This window comes from Achromobacter sp. 77 (genome assembly GCF_020541125.1).
GTDB lineage: Bacteria > Pseudomonadota > Gammaproteobacteria > Burkholderiales > Burkholderiaceae_B > Achromobacter > Achromobacter mucicolens.
On record NZ_CP059848.1, the window covers coordinates 1196864 to 1222257 of the forward strand.

Annotated in this window: 23 protein-coding genes; 12 read left to right on the plus strand and 11 right to left on the minus strand. The window is 67.0% G+C overall.

The genetic code is table 11. The features are described 5' to 3' along the window. Window positions 1-28 precede the first annotated feature (28 nt). Genes H4P35_RS05420 through H4P35_RS05430 form a run of 3 tightly spaced genes read right to left on the minus strand, consistent with a single transcriptional unit; the run spans window position 29 to window position 3233 of the window. Window positions 29-1099, minus strand: a complete 1071-nt coding sequence (locus tag H4P35_RS05420) for an ABC transporter substrate-binding protein (protein WP_226848367.1) — start codon at window positions 1097-1099, stop codon at window positions 29-31. Continuing rightward, window positions 1092-2513: a sensor histidine kinase gene (locus H4P35_RS05425; protein WP_226848368.1), complete on the minus strand. Its 1422-nt coding sequence runs from the start codon at window positions 2511-2513 to the stop codon at window positions 1092-1094. Before H4P35_RS05425 ends, H4P35_RS05420 begins: the two co-directional genes overlap by 8 nt. A 15-nt stretch (window positions 2514-2528) precedes the next feature. Continuing rightward, window positions 2529-3233 carry a response regulator transcription factor gene (locus tag H4P35_RS05430; RefSeq protein WP_056321624.1) on the minus strand — a complete coding sequence of 235 codons (705 nt, stop codon included), beginning with the start codon at window positions 3231-3233 and terminating at the stop codon, window positions 2529-2531. 119 nt (window positions 3234-3352) lie between these two features. Here H4P35_RS05430 and H4P35_RS05435 point away from each other — a divergent pair, with 119 nt between their 5' ends. Both H4P35_RS05435 and H4P35_RS05440 read left to right on the plus strand, forming a co-directional pair. Continuing rightward, window positions 3353-4693 (plus strand): CitMHS family transporter, encoded by a 1341-nt coding sequence (locus tag H4P35_RS05435; RefSeq protein WP_108005373.1) that lies wholly within the window; start codon window positions 3353-3355, stop codon window positions 4691-4693. A gap of 40 nt (window positions 4694-4733) precedes the next feature. After that, window positions 4734-5474 carry an SDR family oxidoreductase gene (locus tag H4P35_RS05440; protein WP_226848369.1) on the plus strand — a complete coding sequence of 247 codons (741 nt, stop codon included), beginning with the start codon at window positions 4734-4736 and terminating at the stop codon, window positions 5472-5474. Window positions 5475-5501: 27 nt separating this feature from the next. On the opposite strand, the gene H4P35_RS05445 is transcribed toward H4P35_RS05440, so the two are convergent. Both H4P35_RS05445 and H4P35_RS05450 read right to left on the minus strand, forming a co-directional pair. Then, window positions 5502-6470, minus strand: coding sequence for a tripartite tricarboxylate transporter substrate binding protein (locus H4P35_RS05445; RefSeq protein WP_226848370.1), 969 nt, complete (start codon window positions 6468-6470; stop codon window positions 5502-5504). Window positions 6471-6511: 41 nt separating this feature from the next. Further along, complete coding sequence (locus tag H4P35_RS05450) at window positions 6512-7843, minus strand: arylsulfatase (protein ID WP_226848371.1); 1332 nt, start codon at window positions 7841-7843, stop codon at window positions 6512-6514. A gap of 101 nt (window positions 7844-7944) precedes the next feature. Here H4P35_RS05450 and H4P35_RS05455 point away from each other — a divergent pair, with 101 nt between their 5' ends. Then, window positions 7945-8847: a LysR family transcriptional regulator gene (locus tag H4P35_RS05455; protein ID WP_226848372.1), complete on the plus strand. Its 903-nt coding sequence runs from the start codon at window positions 7945-7947 to the stop codon at window positions 8845-8847. Between the two features lie 77 nt (window positions 8848-8924). Next, window positions 8925-9278 (plus strand): hypothetical protein, encoded by a 354-nt coding sequence (locus tag H4P35_RS05460; RefSeq protein WP_226848373.1) that lies wholly within the window; start codon window positions 8925-8927, stop codon window positions 9276-9278. Between the two features lie 76 nt (window positions 9279-9354). Here H4P35_RS05460 and H4P35_RS05465 read toward each other — a convergent pair whose 3' ends face one another. Then, on the minus strand, window positions 9355-9954 hold the full coding sequence (locus tag H4P35_RS05465; protein WP_226848374.1) for a LysE family translocator: 600 nt from the start codon (window positions 9952-9954) through the stop codon (window positions 9355-9357). A 142-nt stretch (window positions 9955-10096) separates the two neighbouring features. Continuing rightward, entirely contained in the window at window positions 10097-10537 is a 441-nt protein-coding gene (locus tag H4P35_RS05470; protein WP_226848375.1) for a hypothetical protein, read from the minus strand. A gap of 358 nt (window positions 10538-10895) precedes the next feature. On the opposite strand from H4P35_RS05470, the gene H4P35_RS05475 reads away from it, so the two are divergent. Both H4P35_RS05475 and H4P35_RS05480 read left to right on the plus strand, forming a co-directional pair. Next, window positions 10896-11099, plus strand: coding sequence for a cold-shock protein (locus tag H4P35_RS05475; RefSeq protein WP_108005367.1), 204 nt, complete (start codon window positions 10896-10898; stop codon window positions 11097-11099). Between the two features lie 41 nt (window positions 11100-11140). Next, window positions 11141-11398: a hypothetical protein gene (locus H4P35_RS05480; RefSeq protein ID WP_056321647.1), complete on the plus strand. Its 258-nt coding sequence runs from the start codon at window positions 11141-11143 to the stop codon at window positions 11396-11398. 25 nt (window positions 11399-11423) lie between these two features. On the opposite strand, the gene norR is transcribed toward H4P35_RS05480, so the two are convergent. Continuing rightward, window positions 11424-12953: a nitric oxide reductase transcriptional regulator NorR gene (norR, locus tag H4P35_RS05485; RefSeq protein ID WP_142050414.1), complete on the minus strand. Its 1530-nt coding sequence runs from the start codon at window positions 12951-12953 to the stop codon at window positions 11424-11426. A gap of 151 nt (window positions 12954-13104) precedes the next feature. Between norR and ytfE the strand changes: the two genes are divergently transcribed. From ytfE to H4P35_RS05500, 3 genes are all read left to right on the plus strand, one after another. Continuing rightward, complete coding sequence (gene ytfE, locus H4P35_RS05490; protein ID WP_226848376.1) at window positions 13105-13776, plus strand: iron-sulfur cluster repair protein YtfE; 672 nt, start codon at window positions 13105-13107, stop codon at window positions 13774-13776. Between the two features lie 61 nt (window positions 13777-13837). Next, the gene (locus tag H4P35_RS05495; RefSeq protein ID WP_128827625.1) at window positions 13838-14248 is read left to right on the plus strand and encodes a hemerythrin domain-containing protein; all 411 of its coding nucleotides are present in this window, start codon (window positions 13838-13840) and stop codon (window positions 14246-14248) included. Window positions 14249-14407: 159 nt separating this feature from the next. Continuing rightward, entirely contained in the window at window positions 14408-15325 is a 918-nt protein-coding gene (locus tag H4P35_RS05500; RefSeq protein WP_142050411.1) for a DUF808 domain-containing protein, read from the plus strand. A 47-nt stretch (window positions 15326-15372) separates the two neighbouring features. Here H4P35_RS05500 and H4P35_RS05505 read toward each other — a convergent pair whose 3' ends face one another. From H4P35_RS05505 to H4P35_RS05515, 3 genes are read right to left on the minus strand one after another with little or no spacing between them, the layout of a single operon-like run. Then, window positions 15373-16833, minus strand: coding sequence for an efflux transporter outer membrane subunit (locus H4P35_RS05505; protein WP_142050408.1), 1461 nt, complete (start codon window positions 16831-16833; stop codon window positions 15373-15375). Between the two features lie 2 nt (window positions 16834-16835). Further along, on the minus strand, window positions 16836-20021 hold the full coding sequence (locus H4P35_RS05510) for an efflux RND transporter permease subunit (RefSeq protein ID WP_226848377.1): 3186 nt from the start codon (window positions 20019-20021) through the stop codon (window positions 16836-16838). Continuing rightward, window positions 20018-21211 (minus strand): efflux RND transporter periplasmic adaptor subunit, encoded by a 1194-nt coding sequence (locus H4P35_RS05515; RefSeq protein WP_370638956.1) that lies wholly within the window; start codon window positions 21209-21211, stop codon window positions 20018-20020. Before H4P35_RS05515 ends, H4P35_RS05510 begins: the two co-directional genes overlap by 4 nt. Window positions 21212-21342: 131 nt before the next feature. On the opposite strand from H4P35_RS05515, the gene H4P35_RS05520 reads away from it, so the two are divergent. The 3 genes from H4P35_RS05520 to H4P35_RS05530 all read left to right on the plus strand — a co-directional run bounded on the left by H4P35_RS05520 (window position 21343) and on the right by H4P35_RS05530 (window position 25389). Beyond that, window positions 21343-21966: a TetR/AcrR family transcriptional regulator gene (locus H4P35_RS05520; RefSeq protein WP_226848378.1), complete on the plus strand. Its 624-nt coding sequence runs from the start codon at window positions 21343-21345 to the stop codon at window positions 21964-21966. 149 nt (window positions 21967-22115) lie between these two features. Further along, window positions 22116-24089, plus strand: coding sequence for a choline BCCT transporter BetT (locus tag H4P35_RS05525; RefSeq protein WP_056321672.1), 1974 nt, complete (start codon window positions 22116-22118; stop codon window positions 24087-24089). 172 nt (window positions 24090-24261) lie between these two features. Continuing rightward, the gene (locus tag H4P35_RS05530) at window positions 24262-25389 is read left to right on the plus strand and encodes an efflux RND transporter periplasmic adaptor subunit (protein WP_226848379.1); all 1128 of its coding nucleotides are present in this window, start codon (window positions 24262-24264) and stop codon (window positions 25387-25389) included. Window positions 25390-25394 lie beyond the last annotated feature (5 nt).

Sequence of the window (25394 nt, forward strand, 5' to 3'; positions counted from 1 at the left end):
CGGCCGCCGCACCCCATCGAGCCCGGCATCAGCGCGGCGGGAAGATCGCCGCGCGCCACAGGTCAAGGAAGTGGCGTTTCTTGAGCGGGTCCAGGTACACCAGCAGGCCGACGCCCAACGCCACCGGCCGGACGCCGGCCGCGGGCACGACCGAGGCGCTGACCGGGCGCATGCCGGATTCCCTGGCCAGCGCGTCCTGGCCGCGCGCAGACAGCAGGTAGTCCAGGAACAGCGCGCCCAGGTCTGCGCGCGGCGCCTGCCGCGGAATGATGGCCGAGCGCGACAGCATCAGCGTGTAGTCCTGCGGGTAGATGATCGCAAGCGGCGCGCCGTTGTCGATGCGGTGCCGCGTATAGGATTCCAGCAGGTTGTAGGCCAGCGTGACCTCGCCGCTTTCCAGCTTGTCCAGCGCATGTTCGGTGGACTCGTGGATGGACACGCCATTGCGGCCAAAGGCGGCAAGCAGGGCGCCGGCCATGCTGTCGAGCCGCGTGTCCTGCGTGGCCGCCAGATAGCCGATGCCGCTGCCCTGCACGTCGTAGGTGGAGATGCGGCCGGCCAGCGGCTGGTCGGGCGCCTGCAGCAGCGACAGCAGTTCGCGGCGGGTGTGCGGCACGCGTGCGGCGTCAAGCTTTTGCGTGTTGTAGACCATGACGATGGGGTCGGTGCCGATGCTGAAGACCTCGTCGCGCCAGTTGGCCCAGCCGGGCAGGGCGCGCGTCTGCGGCGATAGGTGCACGCGCGCGTAGCCGTCGTTGACCAGCTTGGTCTGCAGGTCCATGGCGCTGCTGATGACGATGTCGGGCCCGGACGGAACGTCGGGCGACCTCGCCGCGCGGTCCACGGTCTCGCGGTAGAGTTCCTGCGTGGACAGCTCGGTGTACTCCAGCCGCACGGAGGGGTTGAGCCGGCTGAAGTCTTCCAGCACGCCGCGAAACACCTGCACGCTGTTGGACGCATGCACGACCAGCACGTTGCTGCTGTCTGCGGGGCCCAGGGTCAGGCCGATGCTGCTGACTTCGGCGGCGTGGCCGATCGCGGCCAGCGTCAGCGCGGCGCTTGCGGCCAGGCCGCGCAGGAAGGTCAGGGCGTCACGCATGGCCGGGGCCTCCAGGCAATGTGATGACGGCGTCCAGCCCGCCGCCCACGCGGTTGCTCAGGCTGAGCGTGCCGCCGTGGATGTCGACGACGCGCTTGATGATCGACAGGCCCAGGCCCGCGCCGGGCGCGCGCGGATTGGGACCGCGCGCAAAGCGTTCGAAGGCGGTGTTGGCCAGCGCCGGCGGGATTCCCGGCCCCTGATCGGACACCGTGATGCGCCAGCCGCCGTCATGCCGTTCCAGGCGAACGTCGATGTAGCCGTCCTCGTTGGCGCCGTGGCGCAAGGCGTTGTCGATCAGATTCTTGAACGCTTCGCGCAGCATCAGGCTGTCGCCCTGCACGCGGGGCGTTTCGTCGCCAGGGGACGGCAGGTGCAGCCGGACGTCGGGCTGGGGATCGGCCTGCGGAACCGTGTCGTAGACGGCCTGGCTCAGCAGCTCGGCCACGTCGACCGGCTGGAACTGCCTGACGTTGCTGCGATGGATGACGCTGGCGTCGCTGAGCAGCTGGTTGACCAGCCGCGACAGTTTTTCGGCGTTGCGCAGCACGGCCGCGAGGCTGCGCCGCTGCTCCATCGGGTCGTCCTCGTCCAGCGCGACTTCCATCTGCGCATGCAGCGCGGCCAGTGGCGTGCGCAGCTGGTGCGCGGCCTCGGCAATGAACAGGCGCAGCGTGTCCAGGTTTTCCGACAGCCGCGCCATGAAGCCGTCCAGCGACTGGACCAGCATGTCCAGCTCTTCGGGCACCGGCGCGGCGATGGGATGCAGATCCGACGCGGTGCGGCCGGCCAGTTCGCGTTCGACCCGCTGGATGGGCGAGAGCGACCGCTGCAATCCCCAATAGGCCAGCGCCAGCGCGGCCGCGGTAAAGCCGATCAGCGCCAGCGTGCCTTGCCACAGGATGCGTTCGGCCAGCGCGTTGCGCGCCTCGCGTGTCTGGGCGACCTGGATGATCGCGGTTTCGGTCTCTTGCGGGCCCGCCACCTTGCGTTCCATCCACGCGACGCGCACCGGTTCGCCTTGGTATTCGGCCGCGTAAAGCTGCGGCGTGCTGGCGTCGGCGTTGCCGCGCGCGGGCGGCGCGGGCAGGTCGCCGTAACCGGAAATCAGCGCGCCGCGCGCCGAGGCCACCCGGTAGAACACGCGATCGCGCGGCGCCTGCTCCAGTAGGGCAAGCGCCGCGTAGGGCATGTCCATCTGCCACTCGCCCTGCACGAGCTGCAGGCTGTCGGACATGGACAGCACGGACGCGCGCAGCAATTGATCGTAGGTGGTGTCGGCGGTCTGGTGCGCGTAGCCGCGCAGCAGCAGGTAGATCGCACCCAGCCCGGCCGCGAACAGCATCCCCAGCACGGTCAGCAGCCGGCGGCGGACGGAAATGCGGCGAGGCTGCTCGGGGCGCGGCCGGATCATGGTGGCGCGGGACCGCTACGGTGACGGCGGGGTAGGGGGCTCGTCCTGCGCGCCGCCGGCGGCCGTCAGCAGGTAGCCGGTGCCGCGCTGCGTTTCGATGCGCAATGGCGAGCCTTCCAGCTTGCGCCGCAGCCGCGCGATGTAGACCTCGATGGCGTTGGGCGCGGCGTCGTCATCGAAGGCGAACAGCTTGTTCGCGATTTCCGATTTGCTGACGGCGCGGTTCATGCCGGCCAGCAGGATTTCCAGCAGGCTGAATTCGCGCTTGGGCAGCTCGATGCGCCGGCCCGCCAGCGTCACCTGCCGCGCGGCGCTGTCGATGACCAGGTCGCCGAATCGCAGGACGCCCGTGGCCTGCGGACTGGGACGGCGCAGCAGCGCGCGGCAGCGCGCTTCCAGTTCGCGGAAATCGAAAGGCTTGGCAAGGTAATCGTCCGCGCCGGTATCCAGCGCATGAACGCGGTCCTCGATGTCGATGCGCGCGGTCAGCGCAAGCACGGGCGTCTTGCTGCCGCGGTCGCGCAGCCGGTGCAGGATGTCAAAGCCCGACATGCGAGGCAGGCCGATGTCCAGGATGACCAGATCGAAGGTCTCGTACTGCAGCACGCCATCGGCGCTCAGGCCGTCATTCTGGCTGTCGACCGCGTGGCCAAGACGGCGCAGCCGGCGCACGAGTGCGTCGGAAAGATCCTCGTCGTCTTCGATTACCAGAATGCGCATGGCGCGATTGTCGCATAGCAAAAAACGACAGGTTCCAGACAGCTTTTCTTCCTAGTCTTGCGATCCTGCTTCCCCAGCCGGAGGCAGCACATAACAACGACTAGCTGGAGATAACCCTCATGCTTCTGACCCTGCTTGGCTTCGGCATGGTGATCACGTTCATGACGCTGATCATGACCAAGCGCCTTTCGCCGCTGGTCGCCCTCATCCTTGTCCCCATTATCTTTGCGCTGCTGGGCGGCTTTGGCGGCGGCATCGACAAGATGATGCTGGACGGCATCCGCAAGATCGCGCCCACCGGCGTGATGCTGATGTTCGCCATCCTGTACTTCGGCGTGATGATCGACGCGGGCCTGTTCGACCCCATCGTCGGCCGCATCCTGCGCGCGGTGAAGGGCGATCCGCTCAAGATCGTGGTGGGCACGACCGTGCTGGCGCTGGTGATCTCTCTGGACGGGGACGGGTCGACCACCTACATGATCGTGGTGGCGTCGATGCTGCCGCTGTACCGGCGCCTGAAGATGAACGCGCTGTCCATGACCTGCCTGGCGATGCTGGCCAGCGGCGTCATGAACCTGACGCCGTGGGGCGGCCCGACGGCGCGGGCGGCCAGCGCCCTGCATGTGGACGCGGGCGACATCTTCGTGCCGCTGGTGCCGGTGATGGGCGTGGCGATCGTGGCGATCCTGATCCTGGCGTTCTTCCTGGGCCTGCGCGAGCGCCGCCGCCTTGGCGTGCTGTCGCTGCCCGCTGGCGCGTCCCTGCATGCCGGGTACGACGAGGACGGCCCCAAGAACCTGCCCGAGATCGAAGTGGATCACGACCTGCGCCGTCCGAAGCTGCTGTGGGTGAACGCGGGCCTGACGCTGGCGCTGATGGTGAGCCTGGTGCTGGGCGTGCTGCCGCTGCCCGTGCTGTTCATGATTGCGTTCGCGGTTGCGCTCATCATCAACTACCCGAACCTGGCCGAGCAGCGCCGCCGCGTGGCGCAGCATGCCGGCAATGTGCTGTCGGTGGTGTCGCTGATCTTCGCGGCGGGCATCTTCACCGGCATTCTGTCGGGCACCGGCATGGTCGAAGCCATGTCGCGCAGCCTGCTCGCCGTGATTCCCGACGCGCTGGGACCGTACCTGGCGGGCATCACCGCGCTGGTCAGCCTGCCGTTCACGTTCTTCATGTCCAACGACGCCTTCTACTTCGGCGTGCTGCCCATCCTGAGCGAAGCGGCGCAGGGCTACGGCATCTCGCCCGTGGAAATGGCGCGCGCCTCCCTGATCGGCCAGCCCGTCCATCTGCTCAGCCCGCTCGTGCCGTCGACCTACCTGCTCGTCGGCCTGGCCGGGGTGGAATTCGGCGATCACCAGCGCTATTCGCTGAAGTGGGCCACGATGGTCTGCCTGGTGATGCTGGCGGCCGCGCTGGCGTTCGGCCTGTTTCCGCTGGTCGGCGCCGCCGCCTGATTCCCGCGGCGCCTGCCGCACGACATTCAAAGGAAGCACCATGGCTTTGCGCATTGCGTACGTCACCAGCGGCATGGGCCATACCGGCACCGCGATCTGCCAGGCGCTGCACCGCGCCGGCCATCGCGTGGTGGCCGGCTGCGGTCCGCGCTCATCCCGCAAGGACCACTGGCTGAAGGAACAGAAGTCGCTGGGTTACGACTTCATCGCCTCGGAAGGCGACGCCACCGACTGGGCCTCGACCGAGGCCGCGTTCGCCAAGGTCCGCCGCGAGGCCGGCGAGATCGATGTGCTGGTCAACAACGCCGGGTCCATGCTGGACATGCGCTTTCGGCAGATGGGCCACGCCGACTGGTCGGCCGTCCTGCGCAGCAATCTGGACACGCTCTTTAACAGCACCAAGCAGGTCGTCGACAGCATGGCGGACCGAGGCTGGGGGCGGATCATCAACATCGGATCGGTGGCGGCCGAAAAAGGCCAGATCGGCCAGATCAACTACGCGACCGCCAAGGGCGCCGTCATCGGCTTCACCCGTTCGCTCGCGCAGGAAGTCGCGGCGCGCGGCGTGACGGTGAACCTGGTGTCGCCGGGTTTCATCGCCGACGACACCGTCCGCGCCTTCCCGCCCGCGCTGCTGGACCGCATCGTCGAAAGCGTGCCGGTCGGCAGGCTGGGCACCGCGCAGGATCTGGCCGGGCTGTGCGCGTGGCTGGCCTCGGACGAGGCGGCGTTCGTCACCGGCGCCAACTACGCCATCAATGGCGGCGTGTACATGAGCTGATGCACAGCCCCGCAGTTCACCAGCCCCTCAGTTCGCCAGTTTCACCGCGCCGCTGTCGATCAGGTCCTTCCACTTGGCGTTGTCCGCCTGGATGAACTTCAGCAGGTCTTCCCGCGAGCCGCCGCCGGCCAGCATGCCGGCGTTGTCGACCGCCGCCTTGAACGTGGGCGTGGCGACCGCGGCGCGCAGCGCGGCGTTGATGGGTTCAAGCTGTTCGCTCGTGATGGCATTGCTGGCCGCCACTGAAAACCATTGCGTCGCGGCGTAGCCCTTGAAGCCCGATTCCTCCACCGTGGGCACGTCGGGCAGGCTGTCCAGGCGGTAGGGCGTCGTCACGGCGTAAGCCTTCAGTGCGCCGGACTTGATCTGCGGCATGACCGGCGCGGATCCCAGGATGGCCAGCGGGATCTGTCCACCGGCAACGTCCGCCACCGCCTGACCGCCGCCCTTGTATGGCACATGCACGATGCGGGTGCCGGCGTATTGGTTCAGCAATTCGCCCGCCAGATTCTGCGAGGTGCCGTTGCCCGAGCTTCCATAGCTCCAGGCATCGGGCTGACGGCGGGCGTCGGCCAGCACGTCCTGCAGGCTGTTCTTGGCGTTGCGGGCGGGGCCGACGATGACCATGGGGCCTTGCGCCATCAGCATCACGGGGGCCAGCTCGTGGCCGATGTCGGGTTGTGGCGTCGGGTAGATGAGCGGGCCCGGCACGGTGATCAGATAGCCGTCGGCGGCCTTGCTGCGCGCAACCAGCTGAAGCGCGATCGCCCCCGAGGCGCCGGGACGGTTTTCCACGATGACATTCAGGCCGGTCTGGCGCGCCAGTTCCTGCGCCGCGATCCGGGTCAGCACGTCCGCCGTGCCGCCGGGCACGAAGCCCACCACCCACGTGATCTGTTTGGCAGGCCATTGAGAATTGCTGTCGGCCGCCGTGGCGGCCGCGGCGGGCAGGGCGATGCTCAGGAGCATCGCGCAGCATTGGATAGCGAATTTCATGTTTTCCCCTTGATTTCTGCTATCGGTGATTCGTCTTGCGCTCAGCCGGGATCCCGCTTGCCGGGCGGCGTGTTCGGATGTTCAGCGCACGACTGGTTGAACGCCTGCACCATTTTCAGGATGGGGCCGAGCACCCACGTATTGAAGATGAGAATGTCGCTTTCCTCCTTCGGGTCCTGAATCAGATTGAATAGATACGGGGATTCCAGCTTTCCCTTGCCCTCATTGACCTCGGGCTCCCAGTAGAAGTGCAGCTTCCAGTCGCGCCATTTCACGGCGCGCAGGTCGCCCTTGATGTAGAACAGGAATCCCTCGCGCAGCGATTTCGGGCTGGCGCCGGTAAAGAAGTCGGTCTGGTCGATGCCGTCGATGGGCCGGTCCTGCGGAATGCCGGCGCCGCCGATGCGGGACAGCGTGGTGTACAGATCGGTCACGTGGACCATCTCGTTGGACACCTGGCCCGGCTGCACGCGGCCGGGCCAGCGGATGATGAAGGGCACGCGCAGGCTGCCTTCCATGGCGGTATGGTAGGTGCCGCTCCAGGGCCCTGCGGTGCCGCGATAAGGCTTGCGGTATTCAGGGCCGTTGTCGCTGCAGAAGATGAACACGGTGTCCTCGCGCAGGTTCAGCGCGTCCACGGCCTGCACGATCTGGCCGACGCGGTGGTCCATTTCGACCATCGAGTCCGCAAAGTCGCCCGCGCCCGTGCGCCCGGCAAAGTCGGGGTGTGGCAAGGTAGGAAAGTGCAGATGCACCAGCGGCAGATACAGGAAGAACGGGCGCGCCGCCTCGGCGTGCTTGCGCATGAAACCGATGGACCGGTCCACGAGTTCGGCGTCGATGCCGCGCCGCGTATCCAGATCGTAGACCTTGACGTCCTCCGACGGCCCGCCGGCTTCGCCTTGCATGATGTGCGGAATGTCCGCCACCGAGGGATCGAAGCCGATCGACGACGTGAACTGGCTTTCGTCGGTGGTGCGAGGGATGCCGTACCACTCGTCAAAGCCGCGGTCGCTGGGATAGCGGCCGGGGATGTCGCCCAGATGCCATTTGCCGAAATGCGCGGTGGCGTAGCCCTGGCCCGACAGTTGTTGCGCCAGCGTGATCTCGTCGCGCGTAAGCCCTTGCGGCAGGCCGGGCGGCACGGATTGCAGGCAGCCCGTGCGGATGGGGTGACGGCCGCTCATCAGCGCCGAGCGCGTGGGCACGCAGTCGCTTTCCACGTTGAAGTTCTGCAGCAGCAGGCCCTCGGCGGCCAGGCGGTCGATGTTCGGGGTGGGTGCGCCGCGCAGGGCGCCGCCGCCGTAGCAGCCAAGTTCGCCCCATCCCAGGTTGTCGGCCACGATCAAGACGATGTTCGGCTTGTGTTCCATTGTGCTCTCGCCTCGGTGAATGCTCGGGTTGATCCCAGGATTCTAGGAGGGCAGGGTGGCCGTTATATTCCCGAAAGTACGTAAATGAATGAACTTTGGTTATGAATCTGTCGCTGCGGGATATCGAGTACTTCCTGGCCGCCGTCGAGTACGGCAACCTGGAACGCGCCGCGGCGTCGTTTGGCGTCAGCCAGCCGGCGCTGTCGAAGTCGCTGCAGCGGCTGGAAGCCGATACGGGTCTTGCGTTGCTGGACCGCAGTGGCCGTGGGCTGCGCCTGACGTCGGCCGGACTGGTGTTTCTGGAACATGCCAAGCGGCTCTGGGCCGAATACCTGGACGCCATGCGTCACGCGGCGGAATTGCGCGTGGGGCAGGCGGGATTGCTGCGCGTCGGGGTGACGGGCGCCACCATCGACAGCGTGGCGATGCCCGCGATGCGGCACCTGCTGCCGCGCCGACCGGCGTTGCGGGTGCAATTGACGCAGGGGTTATCCGATGACCTGAACGAGCAGGTCGCCAGCGGCAAGCTGGACCTGGCCGTGACGCCCATCTATGCGGACGTGCCTTCGACCCTGCACCATGAACCGATCATGGAAGACCGGCTGTGCGTGGCGGCCAGCCGCCACCATCCGCTGGCCGCGCGCCGCAAGCTGGCGTTGCGCGATCTGGCGGACCTGCGGTGGATTCTTCCCAAGCCTTCCTCGATTGCACGCAAGGCCCTGGATTCGCGGTACGCGGAAAGCAACTTGCCATTGCCCGCCGCGGCGCTGGAAGTCGAGCACTTTTCCAAGGGCACGCTGGCGTTGCTGGCGCAGACGGACCTGCTGGCGCTGCTGCCGCAAAGCGCGCTGGAGGCTGAGGCGGAGGTCGTCGCGCTGCCGGTGACGCTGGGTCGGCCGCTGCCGCGCGCCATTGCGCTGATTTCGCGGCAGGGGACCGCCTGGTCGCCGTTGATGCATGAATTCCGGCGCGCCATCCTGGATTGCGCAGCGGGCATGGGCTGAGCACGGCGGCTGGGGCGCAATGGCGGGTTTCGGCTATGCCACAATGGTCCGCTTTCAATTCATCAGGAGCGGGGCTCATGGCTGGAACGTCATTGCGGGTCGCGGCGGGCGTGGGGCTGATGTCGTTGGCGGCGCTTGCCGCGTGCGGCAAGAAAGAGGCCTATCCGCCCGAGGTCCAGCGCGAAACCTATAGTTCGTGCGTCGCGGGCTTCAAGTCCCGGGTCCAGGCCTCGCCGGAAGTGGACGCGAAGGCCGCCAGTTATTGCAATTGCATGGTCGACGGTTTGCAGAAATCCGTGCCGTACGAAGAATTCAAGCAGCTGGACCAGCTGCTGGCGACCAAAAGCGCCACGCCGGACAGCGAAAGGCTGAGCAAGAGCGTGACCGAGGTGGTCAATGCCTGCTTGAAGCGCGAGATGCCCAAGGGCTGATGGCCGCGGCGGCGGGCGGGCTCGATCCACCGCGACTGATGGATCCTATGGGCTTTCAGCCCGGTGCGGCATGCGCTCAGCGAAACACCGACCAGGCCAGTGTCGCGGAAAACACGCCCAGCACGATCGAGGCGCCGCGCTGCATTTTTGCCGGATCGATCCACTTCATCCGTTCGCCGCCCAGCGTCGCGCCAAACAGCACCCAGGCCAGGCCGATGGGCACCAGCAACAGCGCAAAGACGCCCATCGCCGTCAGATACGCGGGCAAGTTCTGGAAAGCCAGTGCGGGAAAGATCGCGCTGGCGAACAGAATGCCCTTCGGGTTGAGCAACGTGGCAACGAACAGCGTGCGCATGCCGATCACTTGCTGGGCCGCGCAAGGCACGGCGCTGGCCGCGCGCCACATGCGCCACGCGAGCCAGGCGATGTACAGGCTGCTGGTGGCCCGGACCACGCCCGGCAACCAGGGCAGCACCTGCGCCGCTTCACCGAGAAAGCGGCCCCACACCGTGATTGAAATCAGATAGCCCGCAAGCTCGGCCAGCGTCAGCGGCGCGGACTGGCGAAAGCCCTGGCGCAGGCCGGCGGCGGCAAGCAGCGTATTGGTCGGGCCCGGCATGGCGAGAATGACTGCGACGCCGGCGATAAACAGGCTGGCGGTCGAGGCTGTGAACATGATTCGGGCGAGGGATGACAGGGAAGGGCCGTCTTGTAGCACGGCCCTGTTACCGAATGCAATTTCCTTTCACGCGTCAGCGCGAGGGCGCGTCGAACCCCGTCACGTCGGCCTGCATCAGCGGACTGGCGAGCATGTCCGCCTAGCGTGCGAATTTCATCGACACATCCGTGTGCGTGCCCCGGTCCAGATCGGCGCCCAGCGGCCTGTCCCACGCGGGCAAAACCTGCAGTTCCTGGCTGACTTCCCCGGCCTCGATGCGCCGCGCAATGTCGTCAAGCAATTGCGTGCGCGTGGCGAACCCCCTGCCTTGCAGGTCCCGGGCAAAGAGCCGGTACCGGAGATTGGGTTCGGCGCCTTTCATCACGCCCAGATCCAGGATTTGGCCTTGTTCGTTGCGCAACAGCAGATGACCAGGGCGAGCGTAGATGCGGTAGATCCGCCAGGGCGATGAAATCGCGGCGTGGCGCGGATGCGGATCGCGTCCCAATTCGGCAGGGCCACGGGACGGGGCCGGCGCTGGGGGAAGGCGCTTCACGCACGCTTTGGCGAATCGGGCGATGGACCTGCCGATCAGGCTCACGTGGCGTCAGCGGTCAACGCGGTGACTTGGCCTGGGCGGGGGATGGGCGGGACGTTCTGGCGATGGTTGATCACGGCTTGCTCCTCATGGCGATACGGCGAGGCAACGCGCGTTTCAAGCACCACGCGGCCAGCATACGCGCTTTTCGCGGCCGTCCCGTGGATTGAGTTGATTGGTTACGCAATAAGCACAAAGCGCGTTGACTTCCCCCGGCCCGGCACCCATAGTGGTCCCGAAGCTTTTCGAGCATCGTGATTTTCGTCCGGTCTTGCACCCTTTGCGGGGCGCCTCATTGTTCGCGATCCTTTCCTTGACAGGCCTCGCTACGCGGCCTGTCCGCATTTAAAGGAAAGCGTCAATGGAAACCGGAATTGTGAAGTGGTTCAACGATGCCAAGGGATTTGGCTTCATCATGCCCGAGAACGGCGGCAAGGATTTGTTTGCGCACTTCTCGCAGATCGTCAGCGACGGACACAAAGTGCTCCTGGAAAACCAGCGGGTCAGCTATGTGACCGCGCAAGGCGCCAAGGGCCCTCACGCGACGCAGATCCGCGCGCTGTGAGTGGCGGGCCGCAAGGCCTGCCGCCAAACATTGGAGGTCCCATGTATCAGAACAATATGGTCTACAAGGGCTATCGGCTTACCGCCAGCGTCTCCCGGGTTTCCGTCGGGAACGCGCATCGGCCCGCGTTCACCGCCACCGTGGCAGTGGAACTGGCGGGTGATCAGGACCGGCTTGGCGAGCCCCATGCCGTGCCGCTTTTCGTTGCCGGCGGGTTTGTTGCCACGCCCGGAATGGCGGTCGACGCCGCAATCACCCACGGTCGTCTGGTGGTCGATTCGCACGCCCGGATTGCTTGATTTGCGCCCAACGCGGCGCCACGCTTCAGCCCTTTAACCCCAGCCGCCGCGCCAGCTTGTGCAGGTTGCTGGGGTCCACATCCAGCGCGCGCGCGGCGACGGCCCAATTGCCGTCGTGGGCGTCGAGCGCCCGGCGGATGACCTGCCGCTGACAGGCGTCCACCGCGTCGCGTAGCGACTGTGCCGGCGCATCCGGAGCAGGTGTGTCATCCGCATCGTCTTCCAGCGCGCCCGGCATGTCGCCGTCGGACAGGTCCAGCAGCTTGGCGCCCAGCGTGACGATTTCGTTGCGGCTGGCGCCGTGGCTGACCGCCTTGATGGCCGCCCGGCTGATGACGTGTTCAAGTTCGCGCACGTTGCCGGGCCAGCGGTAGCGGCGCATCATCTCCTCGGCCTCGGGCGACAACCGCAGGCTGCGCAGCCCGAGCCGCGCGCGGTTCAGTTCCAGGTAGCGGCCGGCCAGCAGCAGGATGTCGTTGCCGCGGTCGCGCAGGGGCGGGATGGGAATCGGATAGACCGACAGGCGGTGGTAGAGGTCGGCGCGGAAATCGCCCGCGCGCACCAGGTCGCGCAGGCTGCGGTTGGTGGCCGCCACGATGCGCACGTCCACCGTCCGCGGACGGTCGTCGCCCAGGCGCTGGATCTCGCCGTTCTGCAGGGTGCGCAGCAGCTTGGCCTGCACGAGCAGCGGCAGTTCGCCAACTTCATCCAGGAACAGCGTGCCGCCGTTGGCGGCTTCAAAGCGGCCGGGCCGGTCGGCCACCGCGCCGGAAAACGCGCCCTTTGCGTGGCCGAACAATTCGCTTTCGGCCAGGGACTCGGGCAGCGCGGCGCAGTTCACGTGCACCAGCGGCCGGTCGCGGCGGCGCGACAGCCCGTGCACCCGGCGCGCAAACAATTCCTTGCCCACGCCGGTTTCGCCCAGCAGCAGAATCGGCAATTCCGAATCGGCCACGACTTCGATCTCGTGCAGCAGGCGGGCAATGGACTCGCTCTGGCCCAGGATCTCGCTGGCGGCGGGTGCGGCGCTGTCCGCCGGCGCCTGCCCGCGCGCCACGCGCAGGGCGCGGATCTCGGCTTCCAGGCGGGTGGTGCGCAGCGCGGCTTCGAGCAGCACGATGTAGTCGCGCAGATCGGCCTGCGCCTCCATGTCGAACGTGCCGACCTCCAGCGCGTCCAGCGTCAGCACACCCCAGGTCTTGCCCTCGATGTGCAGGCTGGTGCCCATGCAGTCGTGCACGGGCAGCGGTTCGCCGGCCATGCCGTTGATGAGTCCGTCGTAGGGATCGGGCAGGGTGCTGTCGTGGTGAAAGCAGGTGACGCCGCGCCGCGCCAGGATGGCCGCCAGCCGCGGATGCTGCTGCACGGCGAAGCGGCGGCCCAGGGCGTCCTGTGTCAGACCGTCCACCGCGATGGGGCGCAGGTGATCTTCTTCGAGCTGCAGCAGCGCGACGGCGCCGCAGCGGAAATGCGTTCGAAGGCTGGAGACCAGACGCTGTAGACGAATGGCGGGCGGCAGGTCGGCGACCAGGTCGGCAAGCAGGAGATTTTGCATGGGTGAATTCTACCGTTGCAAGGTGAATTGAACCCTACCGCTAAAGGGTGATATCTACCCTTTAAAACGCAGGTGATTGATAATTCGCAAGTTTTTCCTGGCACGGATTTCGCATCTAGAGAAGCACCGTCATGATCTATGGAGAGACGCGATGAGCATGGTTGAGCAATCCCTGGGCCAGCTGGCCCGCAGCATTCCCGGCGCCACGCAGGTGTTTCACGAATTCGAACTGGACTTCTGCTGTGGCGGCAAGAAAAGCCTGGCTGAGGCGGCAGCCCAGCGTTCGCTGGATCCCGCGCAGATCGAGGCACGCCTGGTCGCCCTGGCGCAGAATCCCTCGCAGGAAACGGACTGGGGGCTGGCTTCGCCGGCCGAGCTGGTCGATCACATCCTGGCGCGTTACCACGAGGTCCACCGCCAGCAACTGCCCGAACTCATCCGCCTGGCCTTGAAAGTGGAACAGGTCCACGCCGACAGCCCGGACTGCCCGGCGGGCCTGGCCGATCACCTGCGCGCCATGCAGCAGGAACTGGAAAGCCACATGCAGAAAGAAGAACAGGTGCTGTTCCCGATGCTGGCGCGCGGCCACGGCGCCCTGGCCACCATGCCGATCATGGTCATGCGCACGGAACACGACGACCACGGCGTGGCGCTCGAACGCCTGATGGCGCTGACCAACAACGTGACCCTGCCGCGAGCCGCCTGCAATACCTGGCGCGCGCTTTACCTGGGCATTCGCCAGTTCAAGGAAGACCTGATGGCGCACATCCACCTGGAAAACAACATCCTCTTCGAGAACGCAGGAGCGCGCGCGCCGGCCTGACGGCGCGCGGCAAGGAAGGGCGGGGCCTGCCGGCCCCGCGGCATCAGCAGGGAAGGCCCGTATGAACATCGACAAATTCAAGCAGCAGCACGTGGATATCCTGGAAGGCATCGCGTCGCTGCGCAAGCTGGCCCTTGCCGGCGTGGCGCGCAACGCGGCCGAGATCGCCCAGGGCATCGTCGCCATGAGCGCCACCATCAAACTGCATCTGGCGGTCGAGGATCGCGCGCTGTATCCCGCAGTGGCGCGCAGCGCGGACGCCGACCTGGCGCGAAAGGGACGCGAATTCCAGGAAGAGATGGACGCCATCGCCGCAGCCTACGAAGGCTTCGCCAAGCGCTGGAACAATGCGCGCAGCCTGGAACTGGACGAGCGGGGTTTTCGCGACGACGCCAACACCGTGCTGCGCCGGGTGCACGAGCGCATGCAGCGCGAAAACCGCGATCTCTATCCCCGCATCGAGGCGATGTAGCGCCAGACCCGCCAGACGCTTCAGACGCGGCGGTGCGCACGGCGCGCAACCCGCCCCGATCCGGACACAAACGGAATGAAAACCGACAGCTCGGTTGCATGAATCCGCCGGCCGCCGCCTGTACACTCGGAGCACCTTATTAGGCGCCTGGGGATCTTGATGGCCGGAAGCAGCTTTTTCGCGTTGTTCGACGATATCGCCACCATCCTGGATGACGTTTCCGTCATGACGAAGGTGGCCGCCAAGAAGACGGCGGGCGTGCTGGGCGACGACCTGGCGCTCAACGCCCAGCAGGTCAGCGGCGTGCCCGTCAACCGCGAGCTTCCCGTCGTCTGGGCGGTGGCCAAGGGTTCCTTCATCAACAAGCTGATCCTGGTGCCTGCGGCGCTGCTCATCAGCGCCTTCGCACCCTGGGCGATCACGCCGCTCCTGATGTTGGGCGGCGCCTTTCTTTGCTACGAAGGCGTCGAGAAGCTGGCGCACAAGTTCCTGTCGCACGGCGAATCGCCCGAGGGACATCACGCCGCGCGCGCCGAGGCGCTGCAGAACCAGTCGGTCGACATGGTGGCGTTCGAGAAGACCAAGATCAAAGGCGCGGTGCGCACCGACTTCATCCTGTCGGCGGAAATCATCGTCATCAGCCTGGGCGCGGTGGCGGGCGCCGACTTCACACGGCAGGTCGCGGTGCTGTCCATCATTGCCATTGCGATGACGGTGGGCGTCTACGGCCTGGTCGCGGGCATCGTCAAGCTCGATGACCTGGGCTTGCACCTGAGCCAGAAATCGTCGCGCGCGGTGGCCTGGCTGGGCGAGCGGATCGTGGGCGCGGCGCCTTACCTGATGAAGACCCTGTCCGTGGTGGGCACGGCCGCCATGTTCATGGTCGGCGGCGCCATCCTGACCCACGGCATCCCGCCCGTGCATGCGGCCATCGAACACGCCGCCGCCGCGGTGGGCGGGGGCGGCGTCGTGCACGCGCTGGTGTCCACGTTGCTCAATGCCCTGTTCGGCATCGTCGCCGGCGCGGTCGTGCTGGGCGCGGTGAGTCTGGTCAAGCGCCTTTTCAAGAAAGGCTGATGCGCCAGCCCGTCCTGGCGCGCCACGAAGACCGGCGCGCGGGATCGCTACCTTTGCGGTGCGGCGGCGACCGGCGACCCCATTGCCTGGAACAGCGCCGCCGTTTCCGTCATGCGGCTGTTGGCGTATTCCAGTTCGCGCAGGCGCGCAGCGACGTAATGCTGTTCGGCGGCGTATTGGGTGTAAGGCGCCAGCGCGCCCAACTTGACCCGGCTGGCCGTGTTCCGATAGGACTGTTCGGCCGCGCGCCGCGAGGCTTCCGCCGACGCCAGCGCCTGTCCGCCCGCATCCAGGCGCGAGAGCGTGTCGGCCACATCACGAAACGCGGTCAGCACGGTCTGCTTGTATTGCAGGACGGCGGCCTCGTACCGTTCTTTCGCGGCGCTGCGTTCGGCCAGCAATTGCCCGCCATGGAAGATCGGCTGCGTCAGCGACGCGCCGATGGCCCAGATCGAACCGCCAGCTGACAAGGCGTCGGCCCAAGAAAACCCGCCCTTGCCCATGGACGCCGACAGCGACAGGCTGGGAAACATCTGCGCGGTGGCCAGGCCCACGTCGGCCGCGGCGGCCTCGAGCGCCGCCTCGGCGACCCGGATGTCCGGCCGCGAGGCCAGCAGTTCCGACGGCACCACCACGGGCACCGCCTCGGGCACGGCCAGCGTGTCGAAGGCCAGGTCGGGGGGCGCCTGGTCCGGACTGCGGCCCAGCAGCACGGCCAGCGCGTGACGCGTGGCATGCCACTGCGCGCGCAGGCCGGGCAACGACGCCTCCAGCGTGGCGGCGTCCTGGTCGGCGGCCAGCGCATCGTTCTGCGAGGCAGAGCCGTATTCATAGCGGCGTTGCGTGTCATGCGCCACCTGCCGCAGCAGCACCGCCTGCTTTTCCGTCAGCGCCACGCGTTCGGCCAGCGCGGCCGAGGTGATCGCACCGGTGACGATGTTGGCCGCGAGCGAGCGCCGGGCAGCTTCAAGCTGATAGGCCTGCTGCGCGACCTGCGCCGCCAGCGAGGTGTTGGCAAAGCGCGCCGCGCCAAAGAGGTCCAGGTTGTAGCTGGCCTGCACCTGTCCCGTGAAGACGTTAAAGAGCGCCGTGGGTTCGGGCAGTTCGGGCATCGTCAGCGCGCGGTTGCGCGTGGCGCTGGCGCCCGCGTCCACCGAAGGCAGCAGCGAGGAATTGACCTGCCCGCGCAATTGCTCGCGCGCGCCGGCCAGGTTGCGTTCGGCGGCGGCCAGGTCGGGGCTGTTGGCCAGGCCTTCCTCGACGAGTGCATTCAGCGCTTCGGAGCCGTAGCGCTTCCACCACTGCGGCACGGGGTGCGCGCCGCGTTCGAAGCGTTGCGCCACGCCCTGCGCGGTGGCGCCCGCGGGGGGCGCGGCCTCGACGCCATATTGCGCGGGTTGCGCCATGGCGGGCGGCTTGCTGTCCGGCGCGAAGGCGCAGCCGCCCAGTGCCAGCATCAGCGGCAGCGCCGCAAACCGAACGCGTTGGAAAGTGAAGGGGATGCGCATGGTCAGGCTCCTCGTTCCACCGTGTCGCCCGCGTTGGCGCCGGGCGGCACGCCTTCCGGCTCGTCGCGTTCGTCGTGCTTCACGCGGAACCACGCCGCATACAGGGCGGGCAGGAAGAACAGCGTCAGCACCGTGGCGATGGTGATGCCGCCCATCAGGGCTGTCGCCATCGGGCCGAAGAAATTGCTGCGCAGCAGCGGGATCAGCGCCAGCACGGCGGCGGCAGCGGTCAGCGTAATCGGCCGGAAACGCCGCACCGTGGCGCCGACAATGGCATCCACGCGCTTGTGGCCCGCGCGGATGTCCTGCTCGATCTGGTCCACCAGGATGACCGAGTTGCGCATGATGATGCCGAACATGGCGATCACGCCCAGCATCGCGACAAAGCCGAAAGGCTTGCCAAACAGCAGCAGGGCGGCCACGACGCCGATCAGTCCCAGCGGCGCGGTCAGCACCACCATCAGCACCCGGGAAAAGCTTTGCAACTGCACCATCAGCAGCGTCAGCACGGCCACCGCCATCAGGGGCATCTGCGCGTTGATGGACGTCTGGCCCTTGGCGCTTTCCTCCACGGGCCCGCCGACTTCGATGCGAAAGCCCACGGGCAGCTCGGCACGCAGGGCGTCCAGCTTCCTGTCGATGGCGTGCGTGACGTCAATGCCTTGCGCATCGCCCGTCACGTCGGCCTGGACAGTGATCGTGGGCTGGCGGTCGCGCTCCCAGATGACGCCGTACTCGAGGTCGTAGCGGACCTGGCCGATACTGCCCAGCGGCACGGGGCCGTTTGCCGTGGGCATGGACAGCGTGGCAAGGCGGGCCGGGTCGACCCGTTCTTCGCGCGGGGCGCGCAGGGTGACGTTGATGAGCTTGTCGCGCTCGCGGTACTGCGTCACGGTGTAGCCCGAGAGCGTCATCGCCAGGAAGCTGGAGATGTCGCTGGAAGTGATGCCCAATTCACGCGCCTTCTGCTGGTTGACCTCGAAGCGCACCGATCTTTCCGAAGGCTCGTCCCAGTCGAACTGGACGTTGGCCGACCGTTTGTCGGCCCGCACCTCGGCCGCCACCTTTTCGGCCACCGCCCGCACCTCGGGGATCTTGTCGCCACTGACGCGGAACTGCACCTGGTAGCCGACCGGCGGCCCGTTCTCAAGGCGCGACAGGCGGCTGCGGATCGCGGGGAATTCGCTGCGCAGCATCGGCGCCATCCACTGCGCGAGCTTTTCGCGGTCTTCCACCGAATGCGTGGTGATGACGAGCTGGGCGAAGTTGGGCGTGGCAAGCTGCTGGTCCAGCGGCAGGTAGAAGCGCGGCGCGCCGGTGCCCACGAAGCTGACCGAATGCGCGATCTCGGGCCGGCCCTCCAGCGCTTTTTCCAGACGCTCGACCTGGCGCAGCGTCGCGGCAAAGGACGCGCCTTCCTGCAAACGCACGTCCACCAGCAGTTCGCTGCGGTCGGAGCTGGGAAAGAACTGCTGCGGCACGAACCTGAAGCCCGCCATCGCCACGGCAAACACCAGTACGGTGCCGGCCAGCACCAGATAGCGCCGGTCCACGCACCACGCCACCCAGCCGCGCAGGCGCTGGTAGAAGCGGGTGTTGTAGATGTCGTGCTCGTGGTCGTGCGGCAGATGCGCTTCGCGCTTGCGCTCGGGCAGGAGGCGGTAGCCCAGCAGCGGAATCAGCACCACGGCCGCGAACCACGAGGTGATGAGCGCAATGGCCGACACCTGGAAGATCGAGCGCGTGTATTCGCCGGTGCTGGACTTGGCCAGCGCTATGGGCAGAAATCCCGCCACGGTGACCAGGGTGCCGGTCAGCATGGGAAAGGCGGTGCTGGTGTAGGCGAACGCGGCGGCGCGTGTCCGGTTCCAGCCTTGTTCCAGCTTCACCGCCATCATCTCGACCGCGATGATGGCGTCGTCCACCAGGAGGCCCAGCGCCAGCACCAGCGTGCCCAGCGACACCTTGTGCAGGCCGATGCCGAACATCTCCATGAACAGCGCCGTGATGGCCAGCACCACAGGGATGGAGATCACCACCACCATGCCCGTGCGCAACCCCAGGGACACCAGGCTCACCGCCAGCACGATCGCCACGGCTTCAGCCACGGAGCGCAGGAATTCGTCGACCGACTCCGACACCGCCGTCGGCATGCTGGACACTTCCGTCAGCGCGAGGCCCGCGGGCAGCTCGGCCTGCAGTTCCTTGAATTTGGCGTCCAGCGATTTGCCCAGGCGCACCACGTCGTGGCCCGGCTGCATGGTGATCCCGATGCCCAGCACGGTTTCGCCCTGGAACCGCACCTGCTGCGCCGGGGGATCGTCATAGCCGCGGTGCAGGGTGGCGATGTCGCCCAGCCGGACGGACTTGCCATTCACGCGGATCAGCGTGTCCGCCAGGGCGCGGCTGTTCGGGAACTGGCCGGTGGGCCGCACGAAGATGCGGTCGTCCGCCGTGGTCAGCGTGCCCGCGCCCAGCACGGCGTTCTGGCTGTTGATTGCCTCGGCGATCTCCTGCGGCGACACGCCCAGCCGGGTGAGCTGCGTGTTCGGGATCTCGAGGTAGATGTGTTCGGGCTGATCCCCGAAATAGTCCACCTTGGCCACGCCCGGCACGCGCAAAAGCACGGTGCGCAGCTTGTCGGCATAGTCGCGCAACTGCGCGGGCGAGAAGCCGTCGCCTTGCAGCGTGTAGATGTTGGTGTAGACGTCGCCGAACTCGTCATTGAAGAACGGACCCTGCACGCCTTGCGGCAGCGTGGCCCGCATGTCGCCCACCTTCTTGCGCACCTGATACCACTGGTCGGCCACGGTGCTGGCCGGCGCCGAATCCTTCATTGTGTAGAAGATCAGGGATTCGCCGGGCCGCGAGTAGCTGCGCAGGAAGTCGGTGTTGGCGGTCTCCTGGAGTTTCTTGGCGATGCGGTCGGTGACCTGCTCCTGGACCTGCTGCGCCGTGGCGCCCGGCCACAGGGTCTGGATGACCATGACGCGGAAGGTGAAGGGTGGGTCTTCGGACTGCGCCAGCCGCGAGTACGACAGCACGCCGAACAGCGTGACGAGCGTGATGATGAAGATCACCAGCGGCTGATGCCGCAGCGCCCAGGCCGACAGGTTGAACCGGCCTTCCTCGTGGCGATGGGCGTCTTGGTCAGCCTGCTGGCCGGGGTCCTGGCCGGGGGCGCTCATGACGCGAAATCCTCGGGATGCAGCGGCGGCACCGGGCGCACCTTTTCGCCGGCCGACACGGTGTGCACGCCTTGCCACACCACGCGCTCGCCCGCCGTCAACCCTTGCGACAGCGTGACGGTGCGCGCGTCGTAGCGCAGCACCTGCACGCGGCGAAGTTCCAGCGTGTCGGCCTCGGGTTTGACGATCCACACCGCCGGCTCGCGGCCGTCATGGAACAGGGCCGTGGCGGGCACCGTATAGGTGGTCCGTCCGTTGGCCTGGCGGTTATCGAAACTGATGTTGGCCGTCATGCCCAGCCGGACCTCGGGGGAGGGCGATTCCAATGTGAGCTTGGCGCGGTAGGTGCGGCTTTTCGGATCGGCGGCCGGCGCGATCTCGCGCAGCACGGCCGTGAACGTCTGGCCGGGCAACGGCCCCAGCGTGACGGTGGCGCGCTGGCCGATTTCCAGGCCCGCCAGCACGCTTTCGGGGACGTCGCATAGCGCATCGATGTCGCCCGCCCAGGCCAACTGATAGACGGGGGCGCCGGCGGCGACGTTCTGTCCCGTGTCGGCCTGTTCGGCGGTGATGACGCCCGCGTGATCGGCGTGCAGTGTCGTGTAGTTGAGCTGGTCGGCAGCCAGCGCCGCCTCCTGCGCGGCCTGGTCCCGCTGCGCAAGGGCCGAGGCATAGGCATTACGGGTCTGCTCGAGCTGGGTGGCGGCGATCAGGTTCTCGCGCGCCTGGGCGCGATCGCGATCCAGTTGCTTGCGGGCGTAGTCCAGCTGGTGTTGGGCTGCCGACAGCGCCGCGCGCGCGGCGGCGGCATTCTTGGTGGCGTCGGCCGGGTCCAGCTTGGCCAGGACCTGGCCGGGGGACACGGTGTCGCCCAGCCGCACCTTGCGTTCCACGATCTTGCCGCCCACGCGGAACGACAGCGGCGTGCTGTAGCGCGCCTGCACCTCACCGGGAAGCGTCCAGGCCGGCAGGGCTTCGTCCGCCTGTGCGGGCATGGCGACGACGGGGCGCGGCGCGGGGGCGGGCGCTTCGTCACCGCCGCAGCCGGCCACGGCGGCGGCCATTGCGATGACAGCGGACAGGGCCAACAGGCGCGTGCCGCGGCGGGGCGAAACGGCGGGAACGAACCGTGCTGCAGCAGCAACGGCATGGCGCGCGATGGGATGCGCGCCCGGGCCAAAACAATTCACGAAACACCTCGCTGCGCGGAAATGGGGCAGGAAAGGGACGAGTCAGACTCGATACGGACTGAATTCTAATACAGTCTTGTATCTGAATACAAAGTTGAATCTGAAATGCGCGCCGGTGCTAAACTCGCGCCATGTCCAAAGTCCGCCTGACCCGAGAGCAAAGCCGAGATCAGACGCGCCAGCGCCTGCTTGACGCCGCGCAGTCGATTTTTCTGTCGAAGGGTTTCGTGGCCGCCAGCGTCGAAGACATTGCCGAGCAGGCGGGCTACACGCGCGGCGCGTTCTATTCCAATTTCAGCAGCAAGTCCGAGCTGTTCCTGCAACTGCTCAAGCGCGACCACGAAAACGTCATGGCCGACATGCGCGCCATTTTCGAAGGCGGCGAGAGCCGGTCGCAAATGGAAGGGCGGGTGCTCGACTATTACAGCAAGCACTTCCGAGAAAACGACTGCTTCCTGCTGTGGATGGAAGGCAAGCTGCAGGCGGCGCGCGATCCGGACTTCCGCGTGGGTTTTGTCGCCTGTCTGCGCGAATTGCGCGCGGCCACCACCGAATACATCCGCCAGTTCTCGGCCCAGGTCGGCACGCCGCTGCCGCTGCCGGCCGAGCAGCTTGCGGTGGGCCTCCTGGCCCTGTCCGACGGCATGCAGTTCAGCGTTGCCTTCGACCCCCAGGCCGTCACGCCGGAGATGACCGAGGCCGTGCTGGCCGGGTTCTTTCGCCGTGTGGTGTTCGGCGACGCCAAGCCGGACTGAGGCCGCGGGACCGTCGCTGAACGGTCCGATTTCAAACTCAGGTGATTGTCAGCTTGGGTGCGCCCGTGATAGTAATACCGGCGGCGCACCGGTCGTGCTGAGGGGGCCAACGCCACGTTCCATCACCCTCGGGCACAAGGAGTGCATCCATGACTTCGGAACCCCGACCAAGCACGACCATCCATCGGCCCGTCTTCTATTCCGCGGCCGTCTTTACGTTGCTGCTGGTGGCCTTCGCCATCATTGCGCCCAAGGCCGCGCAGACCCTCTTCGAATCGATGCAGGCCTGGATCATCGGCAATGCAAGCTGGTTCTACATCCTGGTCGTCGCCATCATCCTGATCTCGGTCGCGTTCCTGGCGATCAGCCGGTATGGCGACATCAAGCTCGGCCCGGATCATAGCGAGCCCGATTACCGCAACTTCACCTGGTTCGCCATGCTGTTTTCCGCCGGCATGGGCATCGGGCTGATGTTCTTCGGCGTGGCCGAACCCGTCATGCACTTCGTGTCGCCGCCCGTGGGCGAGGGCGGCACCGTCGAGGCCGCGCGCGAGTCCATGAAGATCACCTTCTTTCATTGGGGACTGCACGCCTGGGCGATCTACGCGGCGGTGGCGCTCACGCTGGCGTTCTTCAGCTTCCGCCACGGCCTGCCGCTGACCCTGCGCTCGGCGCTGTATCCGCTGATCGGCAATCGCATCCATGGCCCGATCGGCCACGCGGTCGACATCTTCGCCATCATCGGCACCGTGCTGGGGGTGGCAACCTCGCTGGGTCTGGGCGTCGCGCAGATGAACAGCGGTCTGAACCACCTGTTCGGCATTCCCGTCGGCGTCGTGCCCCAGATCGTGCTGATCGTCATCACCTGCGGGCTGGCCACGTTGTCGGTGGCCAGCGGGCTGGACAAGGGCATCCGCTTCCTGTCGGAAGCCAACATGGTGCTGGCGGTGGTCCTGCTGTTGTTCGTGCTGACCGTTGGCCCCACCGTGTTCCTTTTCCAGACGTTCGTGCAGAACACCGGCGCCTATCTGTCCGACATCGTCAACAAGACCTTCAACCTGTACGCCTACGAGCCGACCGACTGGCTGGGCGGCTGGACGTTGTTCTACTGGGGGTGGTGGATCGCCTGGTCGCCGTTCGTGGGCTTGTTCATTGCCCGCATTTCGCGGGGCCGCACCATTCGTGAATTCGTCTGCGGCGTGCTGCTGGTGCCCGCCGGGTTCACGCTGTTCTGGATGACGGTGTTCGGCGACACGGCCATCTATTACATCCTGGTTGGCGGCGACCAGGGGTTGGCGAAGGCCGTGGATGCGGACAGTTCGCTGGCCCTGTTCGCATTCCTTGAGTTATTGCCCTGGAGCAGCGTGATCTCGGTGTTCGCCATTGCGATGGTGGCCGTGTTCTTCGTCACCTCCGCCGACTCGGGGGCGCTGGTGGTGGATCTGCTGGCCTCGGGCGGCGCGGACCGCACGCCCGTATGGCAGCGGATCTTCTGGTCGCTGTCCATGGGCGCGGTGGCCATCGCGCTGCTGCTGGCCGATGGCCTGACCGCGTTGCAGACGGCCACCATCGCCAGCGCGCTGCCGTTCTCGATCATCCTGCTGCTGTCGCTCTGGGGTTTGTTCAAGGCGCTCAAGCTGGACGCCACCAAGCGCGGCATCCGCTATCAATCCCTGACGCTGTCGCGGCCGGCGCGCGGCGGCCAATCCTGGGAGCGGCGTCTGCGCAACATGGTCATGATGCCGCGCCGCGCCCATGTGCTGCGCTTCATCGCGGATGTGGTGCGGCCCGCGCTGGAAGACGTGGCCGACGAATTGCGCAAGCAAGGCTATGCCGTGCAGGTGCGCGAAGACGAGAACGAGGGCGGCGCAATCCTCGAGGTCTCGCATGGCGAACACCTGGACTTTTCCTACGCCGTGCAGCCCCAGGCCTTCGTGCGCCCCAGCCTGACGCCTGACGAGGCCGCCGACGAAGACGAGCGCAAGTACTTCCGCGCCGAAGTCCATCTGCGCGAAGGCGGGCAGGACTACGACATCATGGGTTGGAGCCGCGACGCCGTCATTGGCGACATCCTCGACCAATACGAGCGGCATCGCCACTACCTGCACATGGTTCGCGGTTAGTCGGCGCGCCGGCAGGCGCCCGCTCTTATTCCCTAGCCACGCTGTCCGCGTGGCTTTTTTTTGGCCCATAGGCCGGCGCTATCCCCTTCATTGCTTTCGCTGCTTTGACGAAATCCCGCGATTCGTAGATTATCCAAGCAAATTCTTGTTTAAATAAAAAAGCGAGCGAAACATGAAGGCGAGAAGCAGGGCAGGGGCGGTCGTCGCCCTGGCAGTGGCGGCGGCGTTGGCCGGCGGGGCGATGTACTGGAAATCGAAGGCGGCCGCGCCTGGCGGCGGGTGGTCGATGCCGCCGGCCAAGGTCGCGGTGGCGCCGGCCATGCAGACGGATTTTCCGTTGGCGCTGGCCGGTATCGGGTCGCTGGAAGCCACGCGCCAGGTGATGGTGGCGGCGGAAGTCGACGGACGGGTGGCGCAGATCCTGTTCACGCCGGGCGAGGCGGTCAAGGCCGGGCAGTTGCTGGTGCAGTTGAACGACGCGCCCGAGCAGGGCGAACTGGCACGTCTGCAAGCCCAGGCGCGTAATGCGCGTGCCCTGCTGGATCGCACGCGCCGGCTGGTGCCGCTGCAGGCCGCCACGCGTGAACAGCTCGACCAGGCCATGGCCGACCATGAACAGGCGGCCGCCGACGTGCGGCGCGTGCAGGCGCTGATCGACCAGAAGCGCATCAAGGCGCCGTTCGACGGGGTGCTCGGCGTGCGCCGCGTGAACCTGGGCCAATTTGCCCGCGCGGGCGATCCGCTGGTGTCGCTGACGGATGCGTCCTCCTTGTATGCCAACCTGACGCTGCCCGAGCAGGCGCTGGGTGTGCTGCGGGTGGGACAGCCGGTGGCGGTGACGGTGGACGCGCACGCGGGCCGCGAGTTCCCGGGCAAGGTCACCACCGTGGAGCCGCAGGTCGATCCGGGCACCCGCACGGTCCGCGTGCAGGCCCTGTTGGCCAATCCCGACGGCGCGTTGTCGGCGGGGATGTACGCGCAGGGCCGGATCGGACTGCCCGACCGCCCGGATGTCATCACCGTGCCGGAGACGGCCGTCAGCTACAGCGCCTACGGCGATTCGGTCTACGTCGTGACGCCGCCTGAAGCAGGCGCCGCGGCGCCGACGGTCAGGCAGGCCTATGTGAAAACCGGCGAGCGCCTGCGCGGCCGCGTGGTGGTGACCGAGGGGCTGAAGGCGGGCGACCGGGTCGTGACGTCGGGCCAGTTGCGCCTGCATAACGGGGCTGCCGTCGAGATCCTGCCGGACGACACCGTGGCGCTGGCCGCGCCGGGACACGCCGTGGCGCAGGCCCGGTAAGGTGC

Coding starts and splice junctions, on each gene's coding strand:
- H4P35_RS05465 (WP_226848374.1), bottom strand. CDS start 9,954: ATGTTCACAGCCTCGACCGCCAGCCTGTTTATCGCCGGCGTCGCAGTC.
- H4P35_RS05460 (WP_226848373.1), top strand. CDS start 8,925: ATGGCTGGAACGTCATTGCGGGTCGCGGCGGGCGTGGGGCTGATGTCG.
- H4P35_RS05440 (WP_226848369.1), top strand. CDS start 4,734: ATGGCTTTGCGCATTGCGTACGTCACCAGCGGCATGGGCCATACCGGC.
- H4P35_RS05420 (WP_226848367.1), bottom strand. CDS start 1,099: ATGCGTGACGCCCTGACCTTCCTGCGCGGCCTGGCCGCAAGCGCCGCG.
- H4P35_RS05455 (WP_226848372.1), top strand. CDS start 7,945: ATGAATCTGTCGCTGCGGGATATCGAGTACTTCCTGGCCGCCGTCGAG.
- H4P35_RS05445 (WP_226848370.1), bottom strand. CDS start 6,470: ATGAAATTCGCTATCCAATGCTGCGCGATGCTCCTGAGCATCGCCCTG.
- H4P35_RS05510 (WP_226848377.1), bottom strand. CDS start 20,021: ATGAGCGCCCCCGGCCAGGACCCCGGCCAGCAGGCTGACCAAGACGCC.
- H4P35_RS05475 (WP_108005367.1), top strand. CDS start 10,896: ATGGAAACCGGAATTGTGAAGTGGTTCAACGATGCCAAGGGATTTGGC.
- H4P35_RS05520 (WP_226848378.1), top strand. CDS start 21,343: ATGTCCAAAGTCCGCCTGACCCGAGAGCAAAGCCGAGATCAGACGCGC.
- H4P35_RS05430 (WP_056321624.1), bottom strand. CDS start 3,233: ATGCGCATTCTGGTAATCGAAGACGACGAGGATCTTTCCGACGCACTC.
- H4P35_RS05450 (WP_226848371.1), bottom strand. CDS start 7,843: ATGGAACACAAGCCGAACATCGTCTTGATCGTGGCCGACAACCTGGGA.
- H4P35_RS05500 (WP_142050411.1), top strand. CDS start 14,408: ATGGCCGGAAGCAGCTTTTTCGCGTTGTTCGACGATATCGCCACCATC.
- ytfE (WP_226848376.1), top strand. CDS start 13,105: ATGAGCATGGTTGAGCAATCCCTGGGCCAGCTGGCCCGCAGCATTCCC.
- H4P35_RS05525 (WP_056321672.1), top strand. CDS start 22,116: ATGACTTCGGAACCCCGACCAAGCACGACCATCCATCGGCCCGTCTTC.
- H4P35_RS05425 (WP_226848368.1), bottom strand. CDS start 2,513: ATGATCCGGCCGCGCCCCGAGCAGCCTCGCCGCATTTCCGTCCGCCGC.
- H4P35_RS05530 (WP_226848379.1), top strand. CDS start 24,262: ATGAAGGCGAGAAGCAGGGCAGGGGCGGTCGTCGCCCTGGCAGTGGCG.
- H4P35_RS05495 (WP_128827625.1), top strand. CDS start 13,838: ATGAACATCGACAAATTCAAGCAGCAGCACGTGGATATCCTGGAAGGC.
- H4P35_RS05435 (WP_108005373.1), top strand. CDS start 3,353: ATGCTTCTGACCCTGCTTGGCTTCGGCATGGTGATCACGTTCATGACG.
- H4P35_RS05480 (WP_056321647.1), top strand. CDS start 11,141: ATGTATCAGAACAATATGGTCTACAAGGGCTATCGGCTTACCGCCAGC.
- norR (WP_142050414.1), bottom strand. CDS start 12,953: ATGCAAAATCTCCTGCTTGCCGACCTGGTCGCCGACCTGCCGCCCGCC.
- H4P35_RS05505 (WP_142050408.1), bottom strand. CDS start 16,833: ATGCGCATCCCCTTCACTTTCCAACGCGTTCGGTTTGCGGCGCTGCCG.